19 protein-coding genes are annotated in these 26,235 nt (G+C 41.1%); 7 read left to right on the top strand and 12 right to left on the bottom strand.

Annotated features, from left to right (window positions below; all coding sequences use genetic code 11):
* Window positions 1-27 precede the first annotated feature (27 nt).
* The 5 genes from CQ839_RS10990 to CQ839_RS10970 all read right to left on the bottom strand — a co-directional run bounded on the left by CQ839_RS10990 (window position 28) and on the right by CQ839_RS10970 (window position 8,267).
* The gene (locus CQ839_RS10990; RefSeq protein WP_103668324.1) at window positions 28-3,204 is read right to left on the bottom strand and encodes a glycosyltransferase family 39 protein; all 3,177 of its coding nucleotides are present in this window, start codon (window positions 3,202-3,204) and stop codon (window positions 28-30) included.
* Window positions 3,201-4,529 (bottom strand): M48 family metallopeptidase, encoded by a 1,329-nt coding sequence (locus tag CQ839_RS10985; protein ID WP_219817771.1) that lies wholly within the window; start codon window positions 4,527-4,529, stop codon window positions 3,201-3,203. The genes CQ839_RS10990 and CQ839_RS10985 overlap by 4 nt, the downstream gene beginning before the upstream one ends.
* A gap of 268 nt (window positions 4,530-4,797) precedes the next feature.
* On the bottom strand, window positions 4,798-5,631 hold the full coding sequence (locus CQ839_RS10980; RefSeq protein ID WP_103668322.1) for a 2OG-Fe(II) oxygenase: 834 nt from the start codon (window positions 5,629-5,631) through the stop codon (window positions 4,798-4,800).
* Window positions 5,632-5,695: 64 nt separating this feature from the next.
* Window positions 5,696-7,003, bottom strand: coding sequence for an efflux RND transporter periplasmic adaptor subunit (locus CQ839_RS10975; protein WP_103668321.1), 1,308 nt, complete (start codon window positions 7,001-7,003; stop codon window positions 5,696-5,698).
* Between the two features lie 61 nt (window positions 7,004-7,064).
* Entirely contained in the window at window positions 7,065-8,267 is a 1,203-nt protein-coding gene (locus tag CQ839_RS10970) for a glycosyltransferase family 4 protein (protein ID WP_258040699.1), read from the bottom strand.
* Window positions 8,268-8,610: 343 nt separating this feature from the next.
* Here CQ839_RS10970 and CQ839_RS10965 point away from each other — a divergent pair, with 343 nt between their 5' ends.
* Window positions 8,611-9,414: a glycosyltransferase family 2 protein gene (locus CQ839_RS10965; protein WP_103668320.1), complete on the top strand. Its 804-nt coding sequence runs from the start codon at window positions 8,611-8,613 to the stop codon at window positions 9,412-9,414.
* A gap of 133 nt (window positions 9,415-9,547) precedes the next feature.
* Here the strand turns inward: CQ839_RS10965 and CQ839_RS10960 are convergent, their stop codons facing one another.
* The 5 genes from CQ839_RS10960 to CQ839_RS10940 form a co-directional block, all read right to left on the bottom strand.
* Window positions 9,548-10,855, bottom strand: coding sequence for a homoserine dehydrogenase (locus tag CQ839_RS10960; protein ID WP_103668319.1), 1,308 nt, complete (start codon window positions 10,853-10,855; stop codon window positions 9,548-9,550).
* Between the two features lie 133 nt (window positions 10,856-10,988).
* Window positions 10,989-11,339: a DUF1830 domain-containing protein gene (locus CQ839_RS10955; RefSeq protein ID WP_103668318.1), complete on the bottom strand. Its 351-nt coding sequence runs from the start codon at window positions 11,337-11,339 to the stop codon at window positions 10,989-10,991.
* A 157-nt stretch (window positions 11,340-11,496) separates the two neighbouring features.
* The gene (locus tag CQ839_RS10950) at window positions 11,497-12,177 is read right to left on the bottom strand and encodes a hypothetical protein (RefSeq protein WP_103668317.1); all 681 of its coding nucleotides are present in this window, start codon (window positions 12,175-12,177) and stop codon (window positions 11,497-11,499) included.
* Between the two features lie 191 nt (window positions 12,178-12,368).
* Complete coding sequence (locus tag CQ839_RS10945; protein ID WP_103668316.1) at window positions 12,369-13,643, bottom strand: FGGY-family carbohydrate kinase; 1,275 nt, start codon at window positions 13,641-13,643, stop codon at window positions 12,369-12,371.
* Between the two features lie 155 nt (window positions 13,644-13,798).
* A complete protein-coding gene (locus CQ839_RS10940; protein ID WP_103668315.1) occupies window positions 13,799-14,203 on the bottom strand; it encodes a DUF3119 family protein in 405 nt (134 codons plus the stop codon).
* A 181-nt stretch (window positions 14,204-14,384) separates the two neighbouring features.
* On the opposite strand from CQ839_RS10940, the gene CQ839_RS10935 reads away from it, so the two are divergent.
* Complete coding sequence (locus CQ839_RS10935) at window positions 14,385-14,627, top strand: hypothetical protein (protein WP_103668314.1); 243 nt, start codon at window positions 14,385-14,387, stop codon at window positions 14,625-14,627.
* A gap of 15 nt (window positions 14,628-14,642) precedes the next feature.
* The gene (locus CQ839_RS10930; RefSeq protein ID WP_103668395.1) at window positions 14,643-15,320 is read left to right on the top strand and encodes a HEAT repeat domain-containing protein; all 678 of its coding nucleotides are present in this window, start codon (window positions 14,643-14,645) and stop codon (window positions 15,318-15,320) included.
* Window positions 15,321-15,395: 75 nt separating this feature from the next.
* Here CQ839_RS10930 and CQ839_RS10925 read toward each other — a convergent pair whose 3' ends face one another.
* Window positions 15,396-17,036, bottom strand: coding sequence for an iron uptake porin (locus CQ839_RS10925; RefSeq protein ID WP_103668313.1), 1,641 nt, complete (start codon window positions 17,034-17,036; stop codon window positions 15,396-15,398).
* 368 nt (window positions 17,037-17,404) lie between these two features.
* Window positions 17,405-19,024, bottom strand: a complete 1,620-nt coding sequence (locus tag CQ839_RS10920; protein ID WP_103668312.1) for an iron uptake porin — start codon at window positions 19,022-19,024, stop codon at window positions 17,405-17,407.
* Window positions 19,025-19,775: 751 nt separating this feature from the next.
* Between CQ839_RS10920 and CQ839_RS10915 the strand changes: the two genes are divergently transcribed.
* The 4 genes from CQ839_RS10915 to CQ839_RS10900 all read left to right on the top strand — a co-directional run bounded on the left by CQ839_RS10915 (window position 19,776) and on the right by CQ839_RS10900 (window position 26,136).
* Entirely contained in the window at window positions 19,776-22,100 is a 2,325-nt protein-coding gene (locus CQ839_RS10915; protein ID WP_219817770.1) for a ribonuclease R family protein, read from the top strand.
* Window positions 22,101-22,201: 101 nt separating this feature from the next.
* Window positions 22,202-24,217: a chloride channel protein gene (locus CQ839_RS10910; RefSeq protein ID WP_103668311.1), complete on the top strand. Its 2,016-nt coding sequence runs from the start codon at window positions 22,202-22,204 to the stop codon at window positions 24,215-24,217.
* 55 nt (window positions 24,218-24,272) lie between these two features.
* Window positions 24,273-24,869: a GUN4 domain-containing protein gene (locus CQ839_RS10905; protein WP_103668310.1), complete on the top strand. Its 597-nt coding sequence runs from the start codon at window positions 24,273-24,275 to the stop codon at window positions 24,867-24,869.
* 112 nt (window positions 24,870-24,981) lie between these two features.
* A complete protein-coding gene (locus tag CQ839_RS10900) occupies window positions 24,982-26,136 on the top strand; it encodes an Hpt domain-containing protein (RefSeq protein WP_103668309.1) in 1,155 nt (384 codons plus the stop codon).
* Window positions 26,137-26,235 lie beyond the last annotated feature (99 nt).

The following is a 26,235-nucleotide window of genomic DNA, read 5'->3' as shown; positions in this document are numbered from 1 at the left end:
AAAAATTGAATAAAAAATTGGGTAAATTCAATAATTCCCTAAGTCTTTACCATCGTTGGCTTCTCTTGGCAGCATACCGTCTGCTTTTTGCCACAGACGTAAGCGAGCCCCATAAGGTTCAAACACAGATTTTCCTAGCGTCCGAACATAGTCATATAGTTCTCTTTGGTTTGGATCTTGAGGTTGAGGGTTATCATCTAGCTGAATCCAGACACGATTTGACTTATTTAAGACTTCGGAAAATTGATCGACGCTGTTAACTACCTTACCACCTGCCCACCGATCAATCATTTGCCCCTGATTTAAGTAAAATCCATCAAGGCTTAAAATGCCTTGAGATGGTAGGAAATAATCAAGTTTACCAAGTGAAACAGCGGCAGCAGCAGGTAAGTTAGCGACTACAACATCATTGGGTTGTAAATGGTCTTTAATATAGTCAAATAATTTTGGATTTTCTCTGGCTAGAGCATCTTGATAACCCGCTAGTAACCTACCAGGCTCCAAATTACCAATAAATAACAGAGCAACACAAAACAACGCGATCGCTCTTAAAGGCAATAATTTGTTAATTCCATTTTCCAGTATTTCCCCTAGACTTCCTAAAATACAAAACGCACTATAAACTGATAAAGTTACAAAAAGTGGATAAATTGCAAAAGTATAACGGGGAGAAATCTGAACTACTAAAATTGTAATTGAAAATAAGAAAAGGAAGATACTACTAAATAGGAAGATTAATTTGGTGTTTCTTTTGATTAGGAAGTAAACGAATCCCAATAAGAAAAACAAACTATAGATGACATTGATTCTGCTATTACCAACTAACAGACCTTCCGCAAAGCCAGTAATATCTCCTAGCTGAAGTTTAACCTGTACAGAGGATCCACTTGATATCCCGACTGGTGGAGTCAAGCAACGAATAAGAAAGAAGATTAAATTAAACCCAAATATTAAGATTACGATGGCAGTACTCATAACAATTGACCAATCCTTCTTCAGAGAAAATGGTCTGTAAAAGCAGAGAAATCCGATTAGGAAACAGGGTAAAAGTGTCAAATAACCTTCTTGAGTAAGCAAAAAAGCCATTGTCGAAACAAAAAATAGAGACTGATAAATTTTACCTTCCTTAAAAATAAAACCCTTTGCAAAAAACAAGAAGGCAAGCATGACATTCATTTGTAAGAACTGGTAAAATCTTGTGTTGCGCGAAATTGCTAATTCCCAAGGGTCGATCGCCAAAATTGCTGTAATCAGAAGTGCTAGCCATATTTTTCCAGTAAACTTTCGTGCTAAGAAAAAGACTAAAACCAGTGTAATTGTCCCAAAAATAACGGATGTAAATCGCGCGTTTTCAGAAGAGTAGCCAAATATCTTGAGCCAGAGTGCGACAGAGTAGTGATAGAGGGGACCACGAGTATACCAAATCCCTGAAGTAGCAACAGGTGCGCCTGTATTGAGAATTCCTCTAATTGCATCAAGAGAAGTGTTTTCATCAGAGTCTCTTGCGGTCGCAGCCAAATCATACGCTCTGAGTCCAAAACCAATGCCAACAATCATTGTTAGCCAAATCCATTGTCCCCAACGAGATAATTGTAATTTAGTGAATAACCAACTCCAATTTTCGAGAGAAGAGTCAGCAAATTTTTTAGCCCATAGTGAAATTTGAAAGCTATTACGGTTAGCATTTGAATATTGTGAGTTGCTCCAGATGCCACCTAATAAAGTGATGACTTGAATGCTAATAAATATAAGCAATATAAGAACATTGACCGAAGGATGGGCAAATAGTATCCCCATCTCTGACTCAGCATAGCGGTGTTTCAGCAATCCCATGCCGATTAGAAATAAAGTGCCTGGCAGCATTACCCCTGCTCCAGCAATTAATGAGTTGAACATGCCTGATGAATTAAAGCCCAATCGCCCAATTAGCAAGGCATTAACAATAGCTGCTCCCATGCCCAATATTTGCCAAAAGGAACTATGGAGTAAAAAGTCAGGATAGTTTAGTAAATAGGCATTACCTTCAAATAGGCGATTAAATTCTTGAGGATCTGGAAGCCTAAAGGCGATCGCTCTGGGAGAAGATTCATCAAACCGTGGTGTTGAAGATGTTTGCCAACTTGAATTAGTGGCGATCGTATCAACAACTTCGCCATTCATATTTTCTCTCCAACCATCTAAAAAAAAGCCTAAAGGGATTCTTGGAGAATCATTTGAATTAATATTTAGAGATCTTGCTAACCTAGCACTCAGAATATTTTGACCTTTATGCATCAAATTAGTAACTTCAAATAGGTGCAGCTTTTTATTATCATCACTCCTGTAGGTACTAACCATCTGCCCATTTAGCAACAGCAAATATTCTCCATCACCAGAAAATCGAATAAATGAGCGTCCTTGAGATTGTGGAACATCCCAAATTCCATTGAACCAAAGTTCTTCCTTTTTACTCTCGGTTCCCGTGATCCAAGATCCTTCGAGAACACGCTCGAAAATATTCTGACTCAATCTACTAAAAGTTTTTTCTTTAATAGCACCTGCTAACTTGGGTTCTATCCAGTTTTCATCAGAAAAATTTGGCTCAAACCAAGAAATGTTTTGCTCGTTTTCTGCGAGAGAAGATACTTTCCATTGCGATTCACCAGTTGTAATACTTAGAGGATTTGCTCCCTTCACAGGATAAATATATCCTTCAACAACCACACGAGCATCCTGTCGCTGCTTTTGAACTTCTAAGGCAATTACATTTTCACCAGTACTCAAAACCTCAGATAAATCTACATAAAACGTTTGTTTCCAGTGGTGATGATATCCTATGAATCGATTTTCAAGACGAACATCATAGTGTTCACTATCATTTATATTCTGATTGGCTAAGGTATTGCGAGCTGCAAAAGACAAAGAACTATTTGTCGTTGCTAATTGCCGTCCCAATTGTTTACCATTGACATAAAGAATAAAACTATTATCCGCACTCAATCTCAGCCATGCAGCCTGTGCTTTATTCGTTAGATTGAAGGTATGACGAGCATATAGTCGATAACTAGGCTGTGGAGTTGTGATCCACTGTGCTGTAGGCGACCATGACACTGAAGTTAATGGCGTAGGAGCTTTATCCCATATTGCAAAACCTAACAGCCCTAATAAACAGCCAAGAGTTAGAACCAGAGCTAAAGATATTAGAGAATTGCCAAATCGTTTCATTGATCTTCCTCAATAACTACTTTCCAAGCGCTATCATCAACTGATTGTCGATACCGTCGCCAAGCATTTTTATAATCTTTATCTTTAAATTCTTTCCAAGCAAGGTGTAAATATGCTTGCCCCAATAATGCAGAGCGTGGGCGCTGTGAATATTTTTGGTTTTCTATAATCTTCATGGCAGTATCCGCAGACTTATCAAACTCACCATTAACAGCGCTAACTAACATCAAGTCATATAGAGCTTCAGTATGATTTGGGAAAATCGTTAAAACTCTTTCAAAAGAAACAGTCGCCGTTGCTGCGTTACGATTACCTAAATCGTTAAAATCGCTAATGCCCTGATTTAAGATTGCAGAAGCAAGGTATCCTCTGACTAAAAAGTTTTTCGGTTGAAGATTGAGTGATTCTTGGAAATGCGTTTCAGCATTAATCCAGTCTTTTAGGTCATAGCTTTCTAAGCCTTTTGCAAGTTCAATTAGAGCTGTGTCTGGTTGCTCGTTGTAATAACCAGCTTTTGCCATTCGCTCCCAAAAGAAATTATCACCTTGTAGGGGAGGATATATAGTTGCCAGAGTTTTGCTCATACTCTGCACAAAGCGATATTCTCCTTTTGCATAGGATATATTTAATTGATAATTGATAATATTAGGTATTAGTATTGATATAGATAAGAAAATAAGTACTATAGATACCCACGGCAATAATCTTCCTATGTCTTTTGCCAGTAGTGGGACGGCTGTATGGCTTTTATCCAAATATAGTCCAAATAAACTAATCGAAAAGCCAAGAATTGCGATCGCCCAATTTAGGCTTATGTATGCAAAAAAGTTGACATCGTAACCAAGAACATCCTTAAAGAATTTCTCTAAGCCAGACACTTGAAAAAACCTACTATTTTCGATTAAAGCATTTAAGCTAGGCTCTGGCGTGTCTGGTTTATCTAAGAATATATTTTGCTTCCATTGAGCTTGTATTTCCGAGAAATTCTTTTCTACATGACGATCAACTCTAGCGTTCTGAGTGAAATAATTATTAGCTAAAAATGTAATCGAAGGCGACCAAGTAACTTGAAAATAGGGAAAGAGTAAAACTATAAGTAATCCACTCCAGAAAAGTAAGCGCAGGGATTTTATTTTGACTTGTACAATAGTCAAAATCAGCCCTAGGCAACCAAATATAATTGGTATTATCCTATAGTAATTGGCAATTGTCAGACTCGCTCCAAAGGCTTCTAGAGTGTCTGAAGGTAATATATACCAAGCTGACCTAGCGCTCAAGATTAAAGCAATAGAACCGACAAGAAGAATTATTTTTTGCCTATTCACTTGAGCTATAGCCCAATTAAGCGATCGCGATACAATTTTCATTGGTCTACAAATTTAACTCATAAAAATCTCTAATTACTTGTTTAGATTACGATCTCTTATTTTCTCTGCCTCTTGGCGATCTCCTGCTGTAGTTAGACCGAACAACCTATGTTTAAGCGTACTAATCGGATTATAAATCTTGGCTAGAAGAGATTTTAGCGGAGAAACTTTTTTGGTTGCCCAAATAGTGGGTCTCCGAGGTGGTGCTTCATATTCAAGGTTTTTTCTACCTTATATTCAGATTTTTTTTAATCTGCTCCTTGATTTTTTTTGCTTCTTCGCGATCTCCCGCCGTAGTCAGCCCAAATATTCTGTGCTTAAGTGCACTGATTGGGTTATAAATTCTGGCAAGTAGGGCTTTCAACGGTGAAACCTTCTTGGTCGCCCAAACAGTTGGTCTGCGAGGGGGAATTTGGCTCGGTTCAACTTCTCGATAGAAATTCACTAAAATTGATTTACGGGTTATATTCTCAGGCAGATTTAACTTCCGATAGCCATGAAAGGTTGTTTCGTTGGAAAGAATAATCGTGCAGCGATTAAATACTGGAGCAACTTCGTATACTTTGGGGTTGTCATGATGCTGCATCAGCAACTCACCACCATAATCATCTTGCCAATCTTTATTGAGATATATCAAGAGAGTCAACTCATGAATCCAAGTCTGATTTTTGGGATGCAAATTGAAATCAACATGCATGTCTAAGAATCCGCCATCACACGCTTGATGAAGTTCGCCACAGTAATCAGCATCCATAAACACTTGCTTGCCAGAAACTTGACTAATAAATTCCCTGAATTCATCGGAGAGCAAGTCTTGATGCAATTGAGAGAACAAATCAGATACTTGATACCAAAATGACAATTCGTGCTTTTGATTAAAAAAATAGTGATGAGAGGAATGCATCATTGACAATTCTGGGAATTGTGAAACTAGCTTTTCTGCCAAATCCTCATGCAAGAAATTTTCTATGACAATATGAGGGAATGGAATTGCATTCAAGAATTGATTATTTAGACTTTTAGGATCTTTGCAGACTTCCTCATTAATGACTTTTAGCATTTACGTATCCTTAAACTAAACTGTAAAAAAATTTATACTGATCACAAAATTGAAAAATATAAAGCTAAGTCTCTAGCTTATCACCAGGATTTAAAGCCCTTGGAGAAAGAACAACGCGATCGCCTAAAGCTAATCCATCTAAAACTTCGCGTTGACTATCGAAAGTTCTTCCTAGCTTAACTTTTTTAACTACAGCCAGTCCACCTTCCGCAACTATAACCATACCTTCACCCTCAGATAGATGGGTGATAGAACTTTCAGGAATCACCATACTGTTTCTACCTTGATCAAACTGCACATACCCTTGTAAACCAGGAGACATTTCCAAATCTTGGACTCTAATCCAAACCGAATAAGTAAATTGTCGATTAACTCCAGCTTTGCCCTGAGTAGGATTAGTTTCAACTGTGGGATTTAGTCGGATCACTTGCCCCGTATAAGTCTGGCCTGGATAAGCTACAAATCTTACTGTAGCGCGATCGCCAACTTTAACAGTATTTAGACGAGCTTGATCAACATAAGCCTTAAAGACAATATCTTGATTTAAAGTCATCAGCTTTGTATTCAAGTTCGCAACCTCGCCACTATGAATATTGATTTGGCTCACTAGTCCGTTGTTTGGGGCATAAATTACGGTGCGTTCTAAGTTTGTGAGTGCATTTTGCAAGGCAAGTTGATCGTTTTTTAACTTAAGCTGGAGGCTTTCCGCTTGACGCGCCAGATCATTTCGAGTCCGATCCAATTCTCTCTCAGCCGTGTAGAGATCGCGTTTACGGATCAGATATAGATCCTCAGTATCTGCTAGTTGAAACCTTGAGAGTGCTCCTTCTTTAACTAAAGTTTCTGATTGGCTAAGCTTCGTGTCAAAAATCGCCACTCGTCCTCTTAGGCTTTGGACGTTTGCTTCCAACGAAGCTATCTGCTCTTGTGCGGTCTGCTCTATGCTTTGAAGTCCAACTTCAGAGATCGCAATATTATTACGAGCTGTATCAACCATGTTTTCAAAAAGTTCTTTGTTCAGCTCGATTAATGGTTGACCTTTAGTTACGCGATCGCCTTCTTGTACATATACTTTTGCGACAGATCCCGACACTAGAGGCTGAAGATCAACCTCCTGTAAGGCAACCGACTCACCAGGAGCTGAAACAGAATCATCTATAGGTTGCTGACTCACCAATGCTGTTTCTACCTTAATTGGTTTGCCTGCTTTACGTTGTCGAGCTGGATAACCAATATCGGATGAATAGCTGCGAGACTCAGGGTTTTTTAAAGTTGGCAATAAAATAGTAACTGCTAGAACGCCAATAATTCCAAGTGGAATGATGACTAGAAGTACTAACAAAAGACGAGATAAAGGACGAGGGATTGCCATATTTACACTTACTAAGATGAATAGAATCTAGTTTTTATAATCATCTAAATTATGTTTTTACCTATGTTTTTACCAAGGCTTTTGTAAACACATCCTGCCATAGCAAAACGAGACGTGACCATCCAAAACGCTCTTGAATATCTTTTAGTCCTCTTTGACCTAGCTCCTTTGCTCGAACTGGATCAGCAATGAGTTCAATAATTGATTGAGAGAGCGCTTCAGGATCTTTTTCATTTACTAGTAATCCTGTAACACCAGATTGAATAACATCAACAATACCGCCAACAGCACTGGCAATTACAGGTTTTTCATGAGCTAATGCTTCAATCATAACAATACCTAAGCCTTCAGTATCTCCTTTGCTATCTACAATAGCTGGTAAAACAAAAATATTGCAAGATGCGTACTCATTTGCCAATTCTTCTTTACTTACAAACCCCAAGAAATCAATTATTTCACCTAGTTTTAGTTCCTGACATTGCTGCTTGATCTCATCTTCTAAGATCCCTTTACCAACAATGCGCAAACGTACTGGATATTTGCGAAGAACTAACGGTAAAGCCTCTAATAGGTAGCGAAGCCCTTTACGTTCGTCGAGCCGACCCACAAACAAGAGTTTGGTATCTTCTTCGAGATTTCTCACGCATGGAGTTTTAGGCTCAATTGTTAAGCCATAGGGGATGACACTAACATCTCCACTGTAGAGCTTTTGAATTAGTGCTTGTGTAAATGAAGAATTGGCAGTTACGCCCTTAGCCATTGGTATTTGCCAGCGCAAGATTGAACCAACAAAACTAAATTTTTTAGCTAGCAGAAGCTCGGCTCCATGAAAGCTAAAAAGCATAGGAATGCTAAGTAGTTTGCTTACAGGGTAAGCCATTAAACCATGAGGAAATGGCCAGTTAACATGGATTAAGTCAGGTTTTTGTTTTTTACATAGCCAAAACAGTTGCCATGTCCCAAGCAAAATATATAAAAGGGCAACTAATATGTATAAAGGTTGCTTTTGTAGTTTTGTGGGTGCACCGTCTCGAACTAGATTCTCAAACCGTTTAAAAAAGTATCGAAACCGATAAACTTCAATATCATCTAGATTATGAGTCTGAGACCCTTCGTACGCTGGAGCAAAAATTGTAAATCGGATTCCAAGCGATCGCAGTTGCAATACAGTTTCACGGATAAATGCTCCATGATTGCCATCAGATGTAGTCGGATAAACCGATGAGATTACAAGGATGTGTTTGTCACGAAGATCAATAGACATAGTTAAAATACTTGAAATAATATTTTGACGATTTATTTGCGATTTTAAAGCTTGGGTAAGATCACATAAAAGTTTTCAATCGATTCTTATTTGAACAATTATTTGTAGTAAGAGATGCACATCAAAAATCTTTCTTTATGCAATATTTGGAGCATCATAGACGCTGAGAAACCGAAATGGTAAGACTGTGCTAAAAGTTTATCGGAATCTCATATTAAAGCTCGCCTAAGCTAAAATACGTAGAATGAAATACTATTTTATAAAGTATTTCATAAAAAATAATGAACAAATAATATAGATTACGCTTTGCAAAATCAGAACATTAAATTAGGCTTCTAACTTTATGTCAGGATCTTCCATGCTTACAGCTAATTTGCCTCAGCAACTCCCTTTAGAAAGTCGCTCTGTAACAGTTGTCATACCTGCTTTAAATGAAGAAGGCAACCTTGAAAGACTGTTTGATTTAATTGAAAAAGCCTTTTTGCGTCTTGGATTTACGTTACCTGTAGTCCTTATTGACGATGGCAGTACTGATGAAAGCCCCAAAATTTTAGTTCAGTTACAGCAAAAATATGATTTTTTGACTGTAATTACTCATCCTAAGCGCCTTGGAGTAACTGGTGTATGGAAAACTGCGATCGCTAATACCAATAATGATTGGATTCTTTGGGGCCAAGCCGATTTAGAGTCTAATCCTGAATTGGATATCCCAATATTGTTAGAGGCTTGTACTAAGGAAGTACACGGAGTAGCAGGATGGCGACAAAATCGCGGAGATGGAAAAAAATTAGCTTCTAAGATAGCAAATACAACTTGCCGTCTTCTCTTTGGCTTAAAAATTCATGATATGAACTGGATCAAGCTTATACCTAGAGAATTAGTTGCGGCGCTTCCTATGGATGTTGTTACGCATCGCTATTTGTTGGCTGTTTTATCTGGCTTTGGCTACCACATTACTGAGGTTCCTACCCCTTGGTTCCCTCGATATTCTGGATATACTAAGTTCGGTAAAAAACGCTTTCTGTCCTCTAGTCTCGATTTTATTAGAGCGTTTCGCTGGTTCATTAGTAAACGACTTTCTATTACAAGTTCTGATTCCACAGCTCTTGAGAAAAAAAATTCAGGAGAGATGTCAAATTTTCCTTAGCTCTTGAGAAGAAAAATTCAGGAGACAAGTCAAATTTTCCTTCTCAGGGTTAATCGCAAATTTTTTTAAGCCCAAATTTGGAAGGTCACGCCCCACAGGGACGTGACCTTCCAAATTTGGGCTTTTTTGTCTCTCACAGAACTCGGAGCACTGTAGGAATGCTGTGTAAGGTTGGCAACTCGCGGATGGAGGCGATCGCTTGCTGGAAGTTATACTCGCTAACCCTTTGGGTTACTACCACGATTTCAGCCAGACCGTCATGGATCGTATTTTTTTGCAAAATTGCATTCAAGCTGACGCAGTGCTTACCAAAAGCAGTTCCAAGATCGCCAATCACCCCTGGCTTATCATGGGTTAGCAACCTTGCATAAAACTGCGTCACGGTATTTTCAATTGGCGCAATTTTAGCGTATTGCTCGTGGGAACAGCCCATTAATTGATTGACGTGATTGGGCATAGATTTCAGAGCAGCGACCACATTAATAATATCTGCAACTACAGCACTAGCAGTCGCACCTGCACCTGCACCAGGACCAGAGAATACAACTTCTCCGATGGGATCTCCTTCAATACGCACTGCATTGGTTACACCATGAATATTTGCAAGCGGATGTTGGATGGGAATTAGCGTCGGATGTACCCGAATTTCCAGATTGCTGTCATCTTTGCCGCCAGTATTGCTATCAGTGCGTCGTGCAATACCTAGGAGCTTAATTGTAAAACCCAACTCTTTGGCATAGCCAATATCAGCACTAGTAATAGAGCGGATACCTTCACGATAAATATCTTCAAGTTTAATGCGATCGCCAAAAGCAAGACTCGCTAAAATTGCCATCTTGTCCGCCGCATCATAGCCATCGACATCAGCAGTAGGATCGGCCTCGGCATAGCCTAACTGTTGTGCTTCCGCGAGGGTTTTATCAAAATCAGCACCCTCGAAATACATGCGACTCAAAATGTAATTGGTTGTGCCATTAACGATCCCCGTTAATTCGCTAATGCGATTGCCACCAAGACTTTGTTTAAGTGCTTGGATTACAGGAATACCACCACAAGCCGCAGCTTCTAGCATTACATATACACCTTTTTGTTTGGCTGCGGAAAAAATTTCGTTGCCATGCCTAGCGATTACAGCTTTGTTTGCAGTGACAATATGCTTACCATTAGCGATCGCATTTAAGATCAAACTCTTAGCTGGCTCGATCCCGCCAATAACCTCAACCACGATATCGATCGCAGGGTCATTAACGATAGACTCCAAATCATCTGTGACAATATTGGGATCGATCTCCACATCACGCTGCTTGGCTAGCGATCGCACACCCACGCGAGAAATTTCGATATTAGGTAGCAGGGGATGGCGACCCGCAGGGTCTTGGAGAATTTTGGCAACACCTGTGCCAACTGTTCCTAATCCGAGAAGTCCAACTTTATATGTCACAGTCTTAATTCGTTTTGATTTTTGTCGATTTCTATTAGCTTTTATTGTAGTTTTTTTGGGACGCGATGAATTTTAAAACCCAGAAAGTAGAAGGGGGTCCCCCTTCTACTTTCTGGGTTTTATATGATTAAGATTAAGCAGCTACGGCAAATGCATCTTGAGAATTTCTATGTGATTCTTTATTAACTGTAATATTTTGTTTCATATCTAGATCTGTAGCGATCGCTAATTGATAGCAAGGAATGGTATCACTCTGAATTGAACCTGATATTACACCTTCACACACTTCTAACAAAGCATCAGCAGATGTAGAGAATTGAATACATTGATTTGGTAGGACGACCCTCTCAAAAAAAGCTGCTTTAGCTTGATCTATACGAATAATTTGCATTATTTCGCTTTCGTTACGATAAATACAAGTTAGTTGATTAAGCTGATTTTCTAGGTGATTCGAGTTGATTTTACGTGATTGAATATTAAACATATTTTTTAAAACTTGTTAGTAGCTGCTAGCTTAGCTAGTTAATGATCCCAGATTAAGAGATAGTCCCATGACTAGCAGTGACCTAGCGCACATATTCCAAGTTTCTTAAGCTTTGGGATCGCTATTCCAAGTGAATAAACAAACTTCGTTTGTTTATTCACTTAGCTATTTTTTGCGATCGCTTGACCATGAACTTAGTCAGATCTACGAAAGTATCCCGACGTAAATAAGGATAATCTCCGACCCACAAATTGTATTGAGGAATATAAGCATCAGAGGTGATCCGACTAACCCGTCCAAAACGGCGATCATTAGAAAATAGCAACATATACACTGTTTGCTCAGGTCTAATCCGTTTAAGTTCTCGCTTCATCGGTAATCGCAAAGTTGTTACAAACTCGGTGTCATCTCCAAGCTCAATATTTAAAAAACTTTCTGCGTCATAGCTAACATCCATTCGCCCTCGCGAGTCTACTTTTTCAGCACGAGCTAGCACTTCTTGAGAGACATACACATCCAACACTTCAGCCTGCCAAAATCCACAGTAGGCAAAACGACGCAACTTGGCATTCCGAAAGCTTGCTAGGGCAATTGGCTCTAACATCCAATACAGTCCGCCCAAAGCTGCACATACAAACATGATTAAGGCGGCAAAACTGCTGGGATTATTTTCGTGAACTCGGTTATAGAGAATTGTGAACACAATCACACAAGCGATCGAAATAGCTATACGACGAAATACACTCTGTCCATTGCCCCAGTAGTATTGATACTGCTCTGAGGTGGGTACGGCAGGAATAAGCTCATCAAAATTTTTGCGCTTGAGTGGGGTAATCATAATCTCTATTATTTATGGGTTACGGCTACGCCTTATCTAAAATACCTCGGCATAATTAAAAAACTAGAACCAAAAACTGTACCGCCCGCTGCGCGGGCGGTACAGTTTTTGGGGTTTTATATTTAATTATGCATAGTTACTTATTATGAAACCAATTTAGGGGTTTTCAGCACTAGAGGTGCTGAAAACCCCTAAATTGGTTTTGCCAATAAAGCAGCACCATAAGCCGCTTCGGTTTGGATAGATCGTTGCATGGGGATCTGTAAATAGCGATCGCGTATTTTTGTCCATGTCTGATTTTTTGCTCCCCCACCTGCGGTATAAATTTGCTGAATCGGTGAAGCCCCTAATTCTTGCAACAGCTTATAGCCCTGAGCCTCAATTCTTGCCATACTTTCCAGCAATCCATGCAAAAACTCTACAGGATCATCAGGACGTGGTTTTAATCTTGGTAAGAGGTTGGGATCATTAATCGGAAAGCGATCGCCTTTTTTGGGCAAGGGGTAATAATCTAGCGAACTAGAAATACTCGGATCAATGCGATCGCTCAAATCTTGTAACTGCCGATCCGTAAAAAATTGTCGCAATACCGCACCGCCAACATTTGAAGCCCCACCTACTAACCATAAACACCCGAAATCCGTTTCAAACCGATGACTATAAATACCGTAACTGGCATCATTGATCGGGCGATCGCTCAAGACTTTCAACACCATCGTCGAGCCTAGCGAAGTAACCGCTGTACCGATCTCTGGTTTCATCGTCCCAACACTAGCTAAAAAAGCAGCATTACTATCAGTTGTTCCCGCACCGATCTCACAATCAAGGGGCAAATTTAATTTTGAGGCAATCGCTTCCTGAATTATTCCTACAGTTTTACTAGGCGCAAATACTTCTGGCAAAATGACAACAGGATTTTTTAACACCCAATCTTTTAGCCAATCAGGATAGTCTAAAAGATTAGAATCGTAACCCAATTTCAGAGCATTGTGATAATCACTCACGCCCAATTTGCCATGTAGCAGATAACCCAGCCAATCAGCTTGATGCAGCAAATACAAACTTGAGAATGAAGGGCTGCGCCCTTCATTCTCAAGCAATGAAACTAACTTGGCAAAACTCGAAGTCGAGCTACAAACCGAATGTTGCGATGGCGCAATTTTTTTCACTTGATCTATAACTTCTTGACCACAGGCATCGCTATAGATCATTGGTGGTGCGATCGCTTTCCCATCGCGATCGCAAATTAAAACAGTTGAGGAAGTCCCATCAATGACTATTTTTTTCGTAGTTTGTCTAATTTCCTTTGGCAAACTAGCAATTACTTCATAAAGTGCTGTTTGCCATGTTTCGTAATCACGAATGTCATATTCAGTACGAGAGATCGCCAAGATTTCGCCATCTATATTAATAGCGATTGCTCTTACGCCCGAAGTCCCAAAGTCAATCCCCACAAAGTAGTTCATAAATTTCTTAATATAATTGTCGCCGCTTGTATTAGGACAAAATCAAAACCGAATAAGAGAATGGCGGCGCAAAGCGTCGCCATTCTCTTATTCGGTTTTGATAGCTATAGAGAATAGGAGCGAAGCTTCGGGTCACTCCTATTCTCTGGGTTTTACTAAGATTTTTTTAAAGGAATATATTTTTCTAAACAAGTTTTTAGCATTTGTGGATCAAATAAAACTGGCAAGAAATGAATACTTTTTACTTCTTTAAAATAAAACAAAATCGGAAACCCAAACCAAAAAACCTTCCAATCTTGCCACTCTTGATAAGGGAAAGTACGGAATTTCTCTTGCGATCGATAAACATCTAAATCTGTTGCGGTAAATACTAATCGAATCGTAGACGTTTGATAAACTAAAAACAATCCAAAAATTGCAACTACACCCGCAGCAATCGGTTGAACCAATATAAGTGGCAATCCTGCCAACACAATTACAACGGATATTGCATAGTTTGGGCTTAATTCTGTAGCCTGTGATGCAATATTTGGGTCAACAAAAGGGTTTGAAGTAGTCATAATGATTTAAATTATTGATTTCTATCTATAGATATACATTTAATTTTAAATCTATGGCTAACTTATTGGAATGATAGGATGAATGTTAACAAGTTAATTGTGTGCTTTAGTTTAGTTCGCTCTTCACTAATCGCTACATTATCTTTCCCCTGTAATCTCTATATAAGCTTAGGAAATGTCTATGAACTTATCCTCAACAGCGAATGACTTGGATCTCCCTTTGCATGAAGCCGCTAAAGATCCTAAAGTCTGGAGTCACCTCAAACAAGCGATCGCAACCAGTTCAGGATTTGACAAATGGCAGCGTTCTCGAAACGGAGACCCCAAAGGCGATCCCAAAGATGTTGTCGCAGTACAAGAAAGCGTTCTTGATGATCTCGTGCGTAGCTACTTACGTGAGACACTAGAAACGTTAGCGTATTAATTGCGAGATTTTCTTGTGAGCGAAACATTAGAAACTCAGTTTGAATCCTTAAGAGAGCAACTAGCTACAGATGATATGGGTGTTCGGATGAAAGCCCTCCATGCTAGTCGCTCTCTTCCCATTTCTGAGAGATTTACTTTACTCTCGATCGCTGCGATCGATCCCTATGCGCGTATCCGATATGATGCAGTGAGTCAAATTGGCACAGTCGGTACAGTTAATTTAGAAAAATCCTTAGAAATTTTAAGCGATCGCCTATCAATCGATCCTGAAATTGATGTCCGTGCGGCGGCAGCAGCGTCACTTGGTTCTCTACAACTAACCCAATCATTTGATCTACTAAAAACCGCCTACGAGTCCACCAACGACTGGATGTTTCAATTTAGCATCATTGCTGCGATCGGCGAGCTAGGCAATCCTCAAGGGTTTGAGTTACTTACCGAAGCATTACAAAGTCCTAATGAACTCGTTAAAATTGCTGCGATCGGTTCTCTGGGAGATCTTGGTAATCCCGCATCAGTGTCACTCTTGTTACCGCTCATCGAAGATCCCGATTGGCAAATCCGACATCGAGTTGCCCAGTCACTAGTACAGCTTGGTGGCTCTGATGCCAAAGTTGCTCTAGAAAAGCTTGCCAATGATCCCATGCCCCAAGTTGCTGAAGCAACGCGATCGTTCTTAGACTCTGTATAAAACAAAAAAGAGCGCAGTGCGCTCTCTTTTGTTTTGTTATAAAAAGGGGCGCAACGCGCCCCTTTTTTAATTAATTTAGAAGGAGAATGTGGTGCGAATTACGCCAACAGTCGCAGTGCCGTTAGCACTGGAGCTGTTTTGGTTAAAGACGAAGAACACACCAGGAGTGATACTGATATTCTTAGAAACACGGAAGCGATATAGAGCTTCCAAGTGATAAGGAGTATTTGCACTACCTTGCGCTACGCCACCAACGTTGGTTCTAAGGAGGGGTTGACCAAACATAATAGCAGCTAGATCACCTTCGGTGAACAAGTCTTTACCAGACAATGCAGCCATCCAGCTGGTAAAGGTTGTTGATGCAGTAGTTGCGCCAGTTGTATCAGCAAAAGTCCAAGCACCCCAAGTATTGAAGGTAAACTTCTTGGTAATATCCCAAACCAAACTACCTACAACAGTGTTGCTTCTGATACCACTAATCCCAGCAGCATTAGCAGCAGAGGCTCCAATTGAATCAACGTTTAAGCCAGAACCAAGACTGTTTCCAACAGTATAGGCATTAGCATAACCAACGCCGAGAGTTAATACATCAGCAGGCTTAAACACAAATTGAGCTGCAATCTTGGTATCACCACCAGATAAACCACCTTGTCCAGTTGCAGAACCAGCATTTGATGCGGTGTATGCAAGCTCAAGGTCAACTTTATCGCTAAACTTGAATTTCAAACCAGCAATAGCCAATCCACTAGCACCACCGCCAGATGCAATACGAATCAAAGGGCTGTATTTCCCAAATCTAGAAATTGTAGCTTGGCTATCACTTTCAAGAGGATTTAACGGGCTGATAACATCTTCGGGAGCGCCAATGGGTGCAATGTAAGCTGTGATGCTTTCACCAATAGGGAATCTGTAGTACAAACGGTTGACTTCAAAAGAATTGTCCGATCTACCACTTTCAAAGGACAAACGGTTAGCATTCCAAGAGTTCGTGCCATTGTTTAGAGATGGCCCAATATTTGGAGTATTGCTGGCTTGTAAGCGGGTTCTCAATAAATCCTTGCCAGTAAAACTGGTATCTAGATTGAGGCGAACACGGTAGCTAAAAATTGTGTTGGTTTTGTCAAAAGGAGCACCAACACCATCGGTTGCACCCGCAAGAGCCATAACTGCTTCGCCGCGTAGCTTGGTGGTGGTGGAGAATTGTTGAGCTTCGAGCTTAGCGACTTTAGCATCAAGAGCATCGACACGACCACGAAGGGTTGCGAGTTCAGCAGCAAACTCTTCTTGAAGCTTTTGCAAGGTGGCGAGGTCTTCTTTGCTTACCTTATCAGCCAAACCTGCGGAGATGATTTCGTTGATCTTGTCCAAGCAAGCATTCAAACCAGCAGCAAATTCGTAACGGCTGGTTGCTTGTTTGCCTCGGAAGGTACGGTCAGGATAGCCAGCGATACAACCGTAACGCTCTACCAAGGATTGTAATGCGGTGAAAGCCCAGTCAGTAGGGCGAACATCGCTTAGTTGAGATACTGAAGTAACATTTTGAGCAACAGCACTAGGACGCAACTGAACTTGTTCGACAAGGGTGTCAGCACCTACGGAGCGAACAACTTCAGATTCTTTAGAAGCTTGAGCATTGGCAGCACCAGCAATAAGAGCAGATGCAGCTACTGCCGCTGAAATCACTAAGCCGCAATTTTTCTTAGAAAAATTAGACATTAAGAATACCATTCCTCACAATGCAATAAATTGTACATCTATCACTGATAAATGTACCAATAATCACAGCGTAAAGTTAAGTGTTCCTAAACACATTAAGAATTTATTTAAAAATTAACTATCACCTACGGTATAGATGAAATTGTTTGAGAATGTAAAATATTTATAAATGTAATTTTTTAACTAGTTTATTAATTAAAATTATTTATTTAAGAGAATAAGATTAAAAGTAAGGAAAAGAAAAGTTCCATTTTTACTTTTTGGGTCAATGCTACAAGATGGAAAAAACTTGAGGTTAGTATGGTAGCGCGAAGCACCGCCCATACTAACCTCTTTTTCGCTACCCTTTTTTGGGGTATAACCAAATTCTAGAAGGAGAATGTGGTGCGGATTACACCAACAGTAGCAGTGCCGTTAGCGCTGGCGCTGTTTTGGTTAAACACGAAGAAAACACCAGGAGTGATGCTGATGTTCTTGGAAACACGGAAGCGGTAGAAAGCTTCCAAGTGATAAGGGGTATCAGTACTACCTTGTGCAGAACCAGTAACACTAGTTCTAAGTAGTGGCTGACCGAAGGAAAGCGCAGCAAGATCACCTTCAGTGAACAAATCTTTAGCAGAGAGAGCTGCCATCCAGCTAGTGAACGTTGTACCAGCAGTCGTTACACCAGTAGAATTAGCAAAAGTGTAGGAGCCCCATGTATTAAATGTGAACTTCTTGGTGATGTCCCAAATCAAGCTACCCACAACGGTGTCACTGTTAATACCACTAACACCAGGAGCGGTAACACCACCCAAAGAATCAACGTTTAAGCCAGATCCAAGACTGTTACCAACTGTGTATGCACGGGCATAACCAACACCGAGCTTTAAAGATTCAGCAGGCTTGAACACAAATTGAGCAGCAATCTTGGTGTTACCACCAGCTATACCACCTTGTCCAACAGGATCAGCAGCGTTTGATGCACTGTAAGCTGCTTGGAAACTTACTTGATCTGTAAATTTCAAGTCAAAACCTGCAACTGCTGGGTTACCACCAGAAGCAATACGCAGCAAGGGGTTGAAACGACTAAATCGGCTAAGCCACTGATCGCCAGAATTTGGAAGTGGGGTCAAAGGATCAAGAATATCGTGCACAGCGCCGATAGGTGCAACATATGCAATAACGTTTCCACCAATCGGAAAACGGTAATACAAGCGGTTAAGCTCAAAGCTATTAGCTGAAGTAGCAAAACCGTCATAGGCTAAACGGGTACTATTGCTATTTGCTAAGTTGGTGAAATTAGCAGTGTTGCTTGCTTGTAGACGTGTTCTCAACAAATCCTTACCAGTGAAGCTGGTGTCGAAGTTGAGACGGGCACGGTAGTTAAAAACTACATTAGTGCTAGAAGGATTAGTAGCTGTGGTAACGCCATCAGAACCACCAACAAGACCGAAAACAGCTTCGCCACGTAGCTTGGTGGTGGTGGAGAATTGTTGAGCTTCGAGCTTAGCGACTTTAGCATCAAGAGCATCGACACGACCACGAAGAGTTGCGAGTTCAGCAGCAAACTCTTCTTGAAGCTTTTGCAAAGTAGCTAGGTCTTCTTTGCTTACCTTATCAGCCAAACCTGCGGAGATGATTTCGTTGATCTTGTCCAAGCAAGCATTCAAACCAGCGGCAAATTCGTAACGGCTGGTTGCTTGTTTGCCACGGAAGGTACGGTCAGGATAGCCAGCGATACAACCGTAACGCTCTACCAAGGATTGCAATGCGGTGAAAGCCCAGTCAGTGGGGCGAACATCGCTTAGTTGAGATACTGAAGTTACATTTTGAGCAACAGCACTAGGACGAAGCTGAACTTGTTCGACAAGGGTGTCAGCACCTACGGAGCGAACAACTTCAGATTCTTTAGAAGCTTGAGCATTGGCAGCACCAGCAATAAGAGCAGATGCAGCTACTGCCGCTGAAATTACTAAGCTGCAATTTTTCTTAGAAAACTTAGACATATGAATTACTTTCCCTCACAACATAACAGTAAAAAATCTGTCAAAAACAAATTTAGCAACAATAGCAGTCAAAAGTGAAGTGTTGCTGAACACATCTGCTATGCTTTGTAGCTAAAACGATATTTCAATACGTCATAGATTGCATGGCATTAAACTTAAAAGACTATTGGGGGATCTTTGCGCCACCTACAATCTCCACCTACAATCTATTGGTGAAATGCTCTAGTTAATATTTAGCGATCACAGCGATCGCAGAATCTTTAAACCGAATAAAATTAATATCCAAAATATTTGCTGGAGCAATTGGGCTAAAATAAGATTGGCAGGGGAAAACTATAGAAGCTAACTTTGCAAATTCGTAAGTTACCTAAGCCCTACAAGCATGGCAAAAAGCTAGAGCTAAACTCCCTACAGAGATAATCGTAGATAATCTAAGATTTCTTGGGGAATGCACTTCGGGATAAACAGAAATATGCGTTTCGATCCATATTTTCACTATCCTGTATTCACTCTGTAATCATATCGCAGAGCTATCAATATCGTCTCTAAGAAGATAGATTAACTTCCACAGTTTCGTTTTGATAAGTCGAATCTCTTGACGTTGTCTGTCTGTTCTAATCGCCGAAAGCTTGATTTTCGCTGATTTGCGATGTTGATATCCGCTTGTAGTTTGTGTTCGTAGGTTACTATTTTGTTACCCCCTCGTTTGCTCTAATTTGCTCACCTTAAACAATCTCTCGACCTTCGCCTCATGGAATTCTCGATTAATCAACTGTTAGACAATTTCTCTGATGACAAGCTAGTTACGCCCAAGGCGATCGAAAAAAAACTTGGGATCGGTGATGACAACAAAAGTGTTCGTCGGCTCCAAGTTGCCCTTGATGCACTCGAAAAAATTGGCATTCTCGAAAAAGACAAGGGTCGATATCGCCGCATCCAAGAAGAAGGATTGGTAGAAGGTCGCTTGAGATGTTCAAGCAAAGGTTTTTGCTTTGCGATCCAAGATGTCGAGGGTGCTGAAGATATATATGTGCGAGAGAGTCGTCTTAGCAATGCTTGGAATGGCGATCGCGTGCTAGTGCGGGTAACTAAAGATGGTGTGCGACGGCGATCGCCTGAAGGCGAAGTACGCTTGATCCTTGAGCGATCAAATCCGACCTTGCTTTCGACCGTAAAATTAACTGACGATAGTTATCGGGCTGTGCCCCTAGATGATCGCTTACTGTTTGAAGTCGAGCTAGTGCCAGATGAAGAAACGCCTGATTTGGATGTGGCTGTTGGCAAGCTTGTACATTTAGAAATGGTGAGATTTTCACTAGGCAATCATTTGCCATTGGGACGGGTTTTGCAGGTTTTGGGCGATGATGCTGAGTCCACGAATGATATTGATCTGGTATGTTGCAAACATAATTTGCCCAGAAGATTTAGCGCCAAGGCTCTTACGGCGGCCGCAAGTTTGCCGAGAGGCGTAAGGAAAGCTGATCTCAAGCATCGTCTCGATTTACGTAAGACTCTGACAGTCAGAATTGGTAATGCCGCCGCGATTTCGCTTGCAGAGATAGAGGGTGGATGGGAATTGGGTGTGCATATTCCCGATGTGGCAACCTATGTGACGGCGGGTTCGCCTTTGGACTTAGAAGCCCAAAAGCGTCTGCGTTCATTTTTCTTAGGTGATACGATTTTGCCGATGTTACCTGAGATGAATGTATTTAACCAGCCTGAATATCTAACGATGTCAGTGTTGATTAAATTGGATCACGAAGGGAATATGCTTTCGTTTGAGATTCAGCCTTCGGCAATATTAGTTCGGGCTAACTTGAGTTATCAGAGAGCGCAACAAATTCTTGATGGGAAGGTGGCAGTCGATGAGGATGCGCCTAGCCAAGAAATTGATACGGAAGTGGAAGAGCTGGTACATCTAATTGCTAAGGTGGGTGCTTTTCTCCAAGAGCGCTCTAATGCAATTAGACTGGTATTACCACAGATTCCTTCTCAAGAAGCGGATGAGGGTGTACGTGGCTTGACAGTGGTTCCTTTAACTTTGCAGATCTCTGGAAATGTTACGGAAATAATGATCTTGGCAAACAAAGCGATCGCTTCGCATCTACAGTCTCTATCTATTCCGACCATCTATTTGCGTCAAATCGCTCCCGATCAAGGGAAAGTTGACGACTGGACTAAGCTATTAGAGAGTATGGGGATTTCGGCGCAGCTAGAAACGCCTGATCAGATTCAGATTGCTGATTTGCATCGGATTTTGGGACAGGTGAGTCAGCTTGAACAAGACGCGACTCGCGATATTCTCAAATATCTGTTGATGTCTATGTTTAAGACTAGCGAATATGTGCTTGCACCTTCACTGCACTTTGGATTGGGCTTAATCGATCTACCCTATGTACATGGTGTATTTCCCCAAAACCATTATGCTGATTTGCTGATCCAGCGCATTTTGCATACTGTGTTTGAAGAAGGTCGCGATCGCCGTAGTATCAGAATTAAGGATGGCGTAAATCTGCGCAGTTCTAGCGCCCATGGACAGGTGAATTGGAGTGTTTTGCCGCCTGAGACAGAACGTCAATTGATTGAAGATTTAGAAGTTGTTGTACCGAAGCTAAACCAAGCTGATGCTTTATATCATCGGTCAATTTCCGATCTTGATGGATTGCGGAAAGCTGAGTTTATGCGATCGCATACAGGTGGAAACTTCTATGGCATTATCACTAGTGTCCAGTCCTATGGATTCTTTGTGGAAATTGAATCTCTATTAGTTGAAGGTTTAGTCCATGTCAGTTCTCTTAAAGATGATTGGTATGAGTTCCCATTGATTAACGGCAAGGGCAGGGCAAGGGCTTCGACTCTGCTAGTTGGTCGTCGCAGTGGTCGTCAATATTGTTTGGGCGATCGTGTGGAAGTACAGGTCAAGGGGGTAGATTACTATCGCCAGCAAATCGACTTAGTTGCCGTAGTTAACACTGAGGGGGATCGTGACTTGTCTAATACTTCTGAATCTAATTTAGAATTAGAAAGTAATTCAGAAGAATTTCCTGAAGAGATCGATGTAGAAAACCTTGAATAATCTCCAACATAACAGCATGGGTTGAAGCATTGTTTCAATCCATGCTGTTATGCACCGAATTGATTTAGCTCCTAACCACTCCTCTCCAAGAGTTCTCCACCATGTCGCTTTCCCGCCTATTGGTGACCATTCTAAACCGTCTTCAGCCTTCTGCGGAGACGGTTATGCTTGTTTCTGCGATCGCGGTGGGCGTAATCAGTGGTACTGGGGTAACCCTATTTCGTAAGCTCATTTTATTTACCCAAGAATTCTATTGGCATAAAATAGCCATAGTTCTTAGCAATCAGTGGCACTGGGCGATCATCTTTATCCCAATGATGGGAGCGTTAGTAGTTAGCCTTTTACGATTCAAATTAGATCAATTAGATCAAGCTGAAGCCAAAGCTTCTAATCGAGAACTAGGATTATCCTATTCGCAGGTTCCTCTAAAAACTGTGGCGGCGGCCCTTTCACTGGGCGCGGGAGCTTCGCTTGGTCCCGAGGGCCCAAGTGTTGAGTTAGGTAGCAATATTGGATCGTTGCTCGGTCAAATGCTGCAATTTTCTAGCGAACGAATTCGGTTGCTTATCGGAGCAGGTGGAGCCGCAGGGCTAGCCGCAGGGTTTAATGCACCGATCGCAGGTGTATTTTTTGCTTTAGAGGTACTGCTACGTGATTCCTATCGCACCAATAAATCTAGCCCCAACTCGGATGTCAGTGTTGTCGTTATTGCTTCAGTAATTTCGGCGCTGGTTTCTCAGATTAGCCTCGGTGAGCGGCCAGCATTTAGTTTGCCTGTCTATGAGGTGCGCAGCTATTGGGAGTTACCGCTATATCTCGGTTTGGGTGTACTAGCCAGTGTCGTGGCACTTTTGTTTACTCGATCGATTAAACAAGCTAAGAAATTTTTTGCTGGAGAATGGGCGATCGCACCATTCATGAAAAACCTATCCATGCCCTTCAAGCTGCTGATTGGCGGACTATGTGTTGGCATTATTGCCTTAACTTTTCCTGAAGTAATTGGGATTGGTTATGAAACGGTGGAATCAATTCTGCAAGATACTCCTTTCACGATTCCTTTGTTAAGTATTTTGTTGGTAGTTAAACTTTTGCTGACGGCGATTAGTTCTGCTAGTGGCTTTGTTGGAGGGATATTTGCACCATCGATTTTCTTAGGAGCTGTGCTGGGTAGCCTGTATGGGCAGGCGATCGCTTATTTTTTGCCTGCCTCGATCCCGATCGCGGCTTCTCCAGCCTACGCCCTTGTCGGAATGGCGGCAGTTTTAGCAGGAACAGTTCGCGCCCCCTTGACATCGGTGTTGCTATTATTTGAAATGACCCGTGACTATCGCATCGTTTTACCACTGATGGCAGCCGTTGGTCTCTGCGCATGGGTACTTGATCAAATCGATACATCAAAATCAGCAGATCGGATGATCATGCAATGGTCTGGTCTACCCGCCGATATCGAAGTCCTTGAAAAAATCAAAATCGCAGAAGTCATGACCCTCAATCCTGCCTCGGTCAAATATTCAATGCCATTGCTACAAGCCGCGCAATTTATTACAAGTGGATATCATCACAGCGCCCTTGTATTTGATGATATTAACCACTTGCAAGGTATTCTCACCACTCAAGATATTAAGCGAATTCTTTCTACCCCAACAGGCGATCGTCCGTTTGAAGAATTGACTGTACAGAATATTTGCACTAGTGAGGTGCTTTGCACATTTGCCGACGAATCTCTTGCTGAAGCCCTGAAACGCATGGCAACTAGGGATTTGAGGCAGATGCCTGTGGTTGATCGCCATCAACCCAAACGTGTAATTGGGATGGTTGATCGCCTAGCAATTACAACAGCTTATAATACAGCACTAACAAAACGGGCGATTGCTGCTAGAATTACAGCGACTAAATCGACTGTACCTATTGCTAATAATACTTATACGTCTATAACTAACATTTCTAGTAATGGTTCGAGTAATATTTCTAGCAATGGTGCTAATGACAAGACCAACAATAAAGACAATAATTTAAGTAATTTAAATAATTCTATAAGTAATACTTTAGATAGCACTTTAACCAACAACTTAAACAGAGAGTCAGATATTCACAATTCTGAGGCAATTTCTTCTTGAAATTTACGCAGAGGTTGCCTTAAATATCTGGTCAATTAGCCCAAACAAGGATGTCATGGATAGCGAAGAAATACTAATTGAATTTTTGGGAAATGGCGATCGCGCTAATGGTGAATCGATTAAATCGGTCAGCACCACTAAAATTAAAGACAGCATTCAGAAACTTGCTAGTTTAGTTCAGCAGCTCGCTACGGACAGTGCTCCGAGTCAAGCTAATGGGTTAGCACTCGATGAGGTCGAAATTTCGATCAAGCTCACGGATGCAGGTGAAGCAATTTTATTAGGTGATGGTCAAAGCGGTGGGGCAATGACTTTACGGTTTCGGCGATCCAATAAAGTAATGGCGATCGCCAATGATGATACACATACTCAATCTCAATCCCAACTAATCAACTCGAATACAGGCGTTGACTACACCAAGTTAAAAGCTTTGCTATCTAATAGTAAATGGCAAGAAGCGAATCAAGAAACATGGAACGTTATGTGTCAGGCGGCGCGTAAAAATATTGGTTCTGTGTTAACCGCAGAGGAGATCAAGAAAATTTCCTGTGATGACTTACAGATCATAGATAACCTCTGGCGCAAGTATAGTAATGGTCGCTATGGCTTCAGCGCTCAGAATCAGATCTATATGTCATCAATTTTGGGATAAATAGTTTTAGGTCGGAGTGCTTAGCGCAATAAGTTGGTTTCCCCGACATCTATCAGTCTCACATAGAAGTTTCACAATCAGCTCACAAGGCAAATCATCAGGGGTAAGTGTCATGGATCAGGATAAGCAAAAACAGATTACAGGCTATTTTATTGAGGAGGCAAAGGAACATCTCCAGACAATTGAATCAGGACTGCTTAATTTGCAAACGCTGATGGGCAACTCTGAAGCAGTCAATGAGATATTCCGAGCTGCTCACTCAATTAAGGGCGGGGCAGCTATGTTGGGATTTAGTAGCATTCAACATGTTGCCCATAACTTTGAAGACTATTTCAAAGTTATGCGTGAAAATACTAATTTTCAAGTTGATCAAGATTTACAGACCCTCTTTTTACAAGCATTTGACAAGCTGCAAGAACTTGTCGAGCATTTGCAAAGTCCTTATGGGCTAACCAAGGACGCAGTTGATAACGTCATGGCTGGTTCTGATCAAATCTTTGCAAACCTCAAAAACCATCTTCAAAATTTAATCTCAGGAAAAACAGCCAAAGCAAATACATTTGATACACAGAAAAAGATTGATACTAAGGGAATGTTGTCGGCATTTCAGTCGGAAGTCCCGCTCAAGTTGCGAAATATGCTGGAGTTATTTAAGCAACCTGATAGTCCTCGCAGCCGCCAAAATTTGGAAACAATTTGTACTCAATTACAGCAAATAGGCGATCGCTTTGATCTAGCACCTTGGACTGAGTTGATGGAATCAGTAAGAGCTGCGGTATCAAATCCTAACAATCAATTTCGTACCCTCGCACCAATTCTGATTAAGGAAATCAAACAGTCTCAGGAGCAAGTTTTAGCTCAGAAAGCTCATCTAGTTAAGGCATCACCACAGTTATTACAGTTGCTCTCTGCTAGTTTAGGAGGCAGAACTGAAGCTCTGACGGTATCTCTGACGGCTCCTTTAAAAGCACCTAAAATTGCTTCTGAGAATACTTCAGCCGATGAAGTAAGTAAGATCTTTGGGGCGGTGATCGAAGAAGATAAGGCAATGAAAGGTTGGCAAACCTTTAGCGATCGAGTGGGGTGGCGACAAAATGGAACTTGGATTGTTTCCAATGCTTCTCCTCAGCAGATTTCTCCTGACGGGCATTTCCCTACACCGCTTTGGTTAGCGTCATGGCATCAGTCCAAAGACTCTAAAGCGAAAGAGTTTCAAGCTCAGTATGCAGCACTTTTAGCGAAGATTGCTAGCTGTAATATTAATTAAATTCCATAGCAAGGGGCTTCAGCCCCTTGTCTTTCTTAAGAAGTGGCGGCGCGAAGCGCCGCTACTTCTAATTACAAAATATTTGTCATTTACTTTAAA

The organism is Pseudanabaena sp. BC1403, from assembly GCF_002914585.1.
Lineage (GTDB): Bacteria > Cyanobacteriota > Cyanobacteriia > Pseudanabaenales > Pseudanabaenaceae > Pseudanabaena.
This window is presented reverse-complemented; position numbering and strand designations above follow the sequence as displayed.

Coding starts and splice junctions, on each gene's coding strand:
- CQ839_RS10990 (WP_103668324.1), bottom strand. CDS start 3,204: ATGAAACGATTTGGCAATTCTCTAATATCTTTAGCTCTGGTTCTAACT.
- CQ839_RS10980 (WP_103668322.1), bottom strand. CDS start 5,631: ATGCTAAAAGTCATTAATGAGGAAGTCTGCAAAGATCCTAAAAGTCTA.
- CQ839_RS10975 (WP_103668321.1), bottom strand. CDS start 7,003: ATGGCAATCCCTCGTCCTTTATCTCGTCTTTTGTTAGTACTTCTAGTC.
- CQ839_RS10970 (WP_258040699.1), bottom strand. CDS start 8,267: ATGTCTATTGATCTTCGTGACAAACACATCCTTGTAATCTCATCGGTT.
- CQ839_RS10965 (WP_103668320.1), top strand. CDS start 8,611: ATGTCAGGATCTTCCATGCTTACAGCTAATTTGCCTCAGCAACTCCCT.
- CQ839_RS10955 (WP_103668318.1), bottom strand. CDS start 11,339: ATGTTTAATATTCAATCACGTAAAATCAACTCGAATCACCTAGAAAAT.
- CQ839_RS10950 (WP_103668317.1), bottom strand. CDS start 12,177: ATGATTACCCCACTCAAGCGCAAAAATTTTGATGAGCTTATTCCTGCC.
- CQ839_RS10945 (WP_103668316.1), bottom strand. CDS start 13,643: ATGAACTACTTTGTGGGGATTGACTTTGGGACTTCGGGCGTAAGAGCA.
- CQ839_RS10940 (WP_103668315.1), bottom strand. CDS start 14,203: ATGACTACTTCAAACCCTTTTGTTGACCCAAATATTGCATCACAGGCT.
- CQ839_RS10935 (WP_103668314.1), top strand. CDS start 14,385: ATGAACTTATCCTCAACAGCGAATGACTTGGATCTCCCTTTGCATGAA.
- CQ839_RS10925 (WP_103668313.1), bottom strand. CDS start 17,036: ATGTCTAATTTTTCTAAGAAAAATTGCGGCTTAGTGATTTCAGCGGCA.
- CQ839_RS10920 (WP_103668312.1), bottom strand. CDS start 19,024: ATGTCTAAGTTTTCTAAGAAAAATTGCAGCTTAGTAATTTCAGCGGCA.
- CQ839_RS10915 (WP_219817770.1), top strand. CDS start 19,776: ATGGAATTCTCGATTAATCAACTGTTAGACAATTTCTCTGATGACAAG.
- CQ839_RS10910 (WP_103668311.1), top strand. CDS start 22,202: ATGTCGCTTTCCCGCCTATTGGTGACCATTCTAAACCGTCTTCAGCCT.
- CQ839_RS10905 (WP_103668310.1), top strand. CDS start 24,273: ATGGATAGCGAAGAAATACTAATTGAATTTTTGGGAAATGGCGATCGC.
- CQ839_RS10900 (WP_103668309.1), top strand. CDS start 24,982: ATGGATCAGGATAAGCAAAAACAGATTACAGGCTATTTTATTGAGGAG.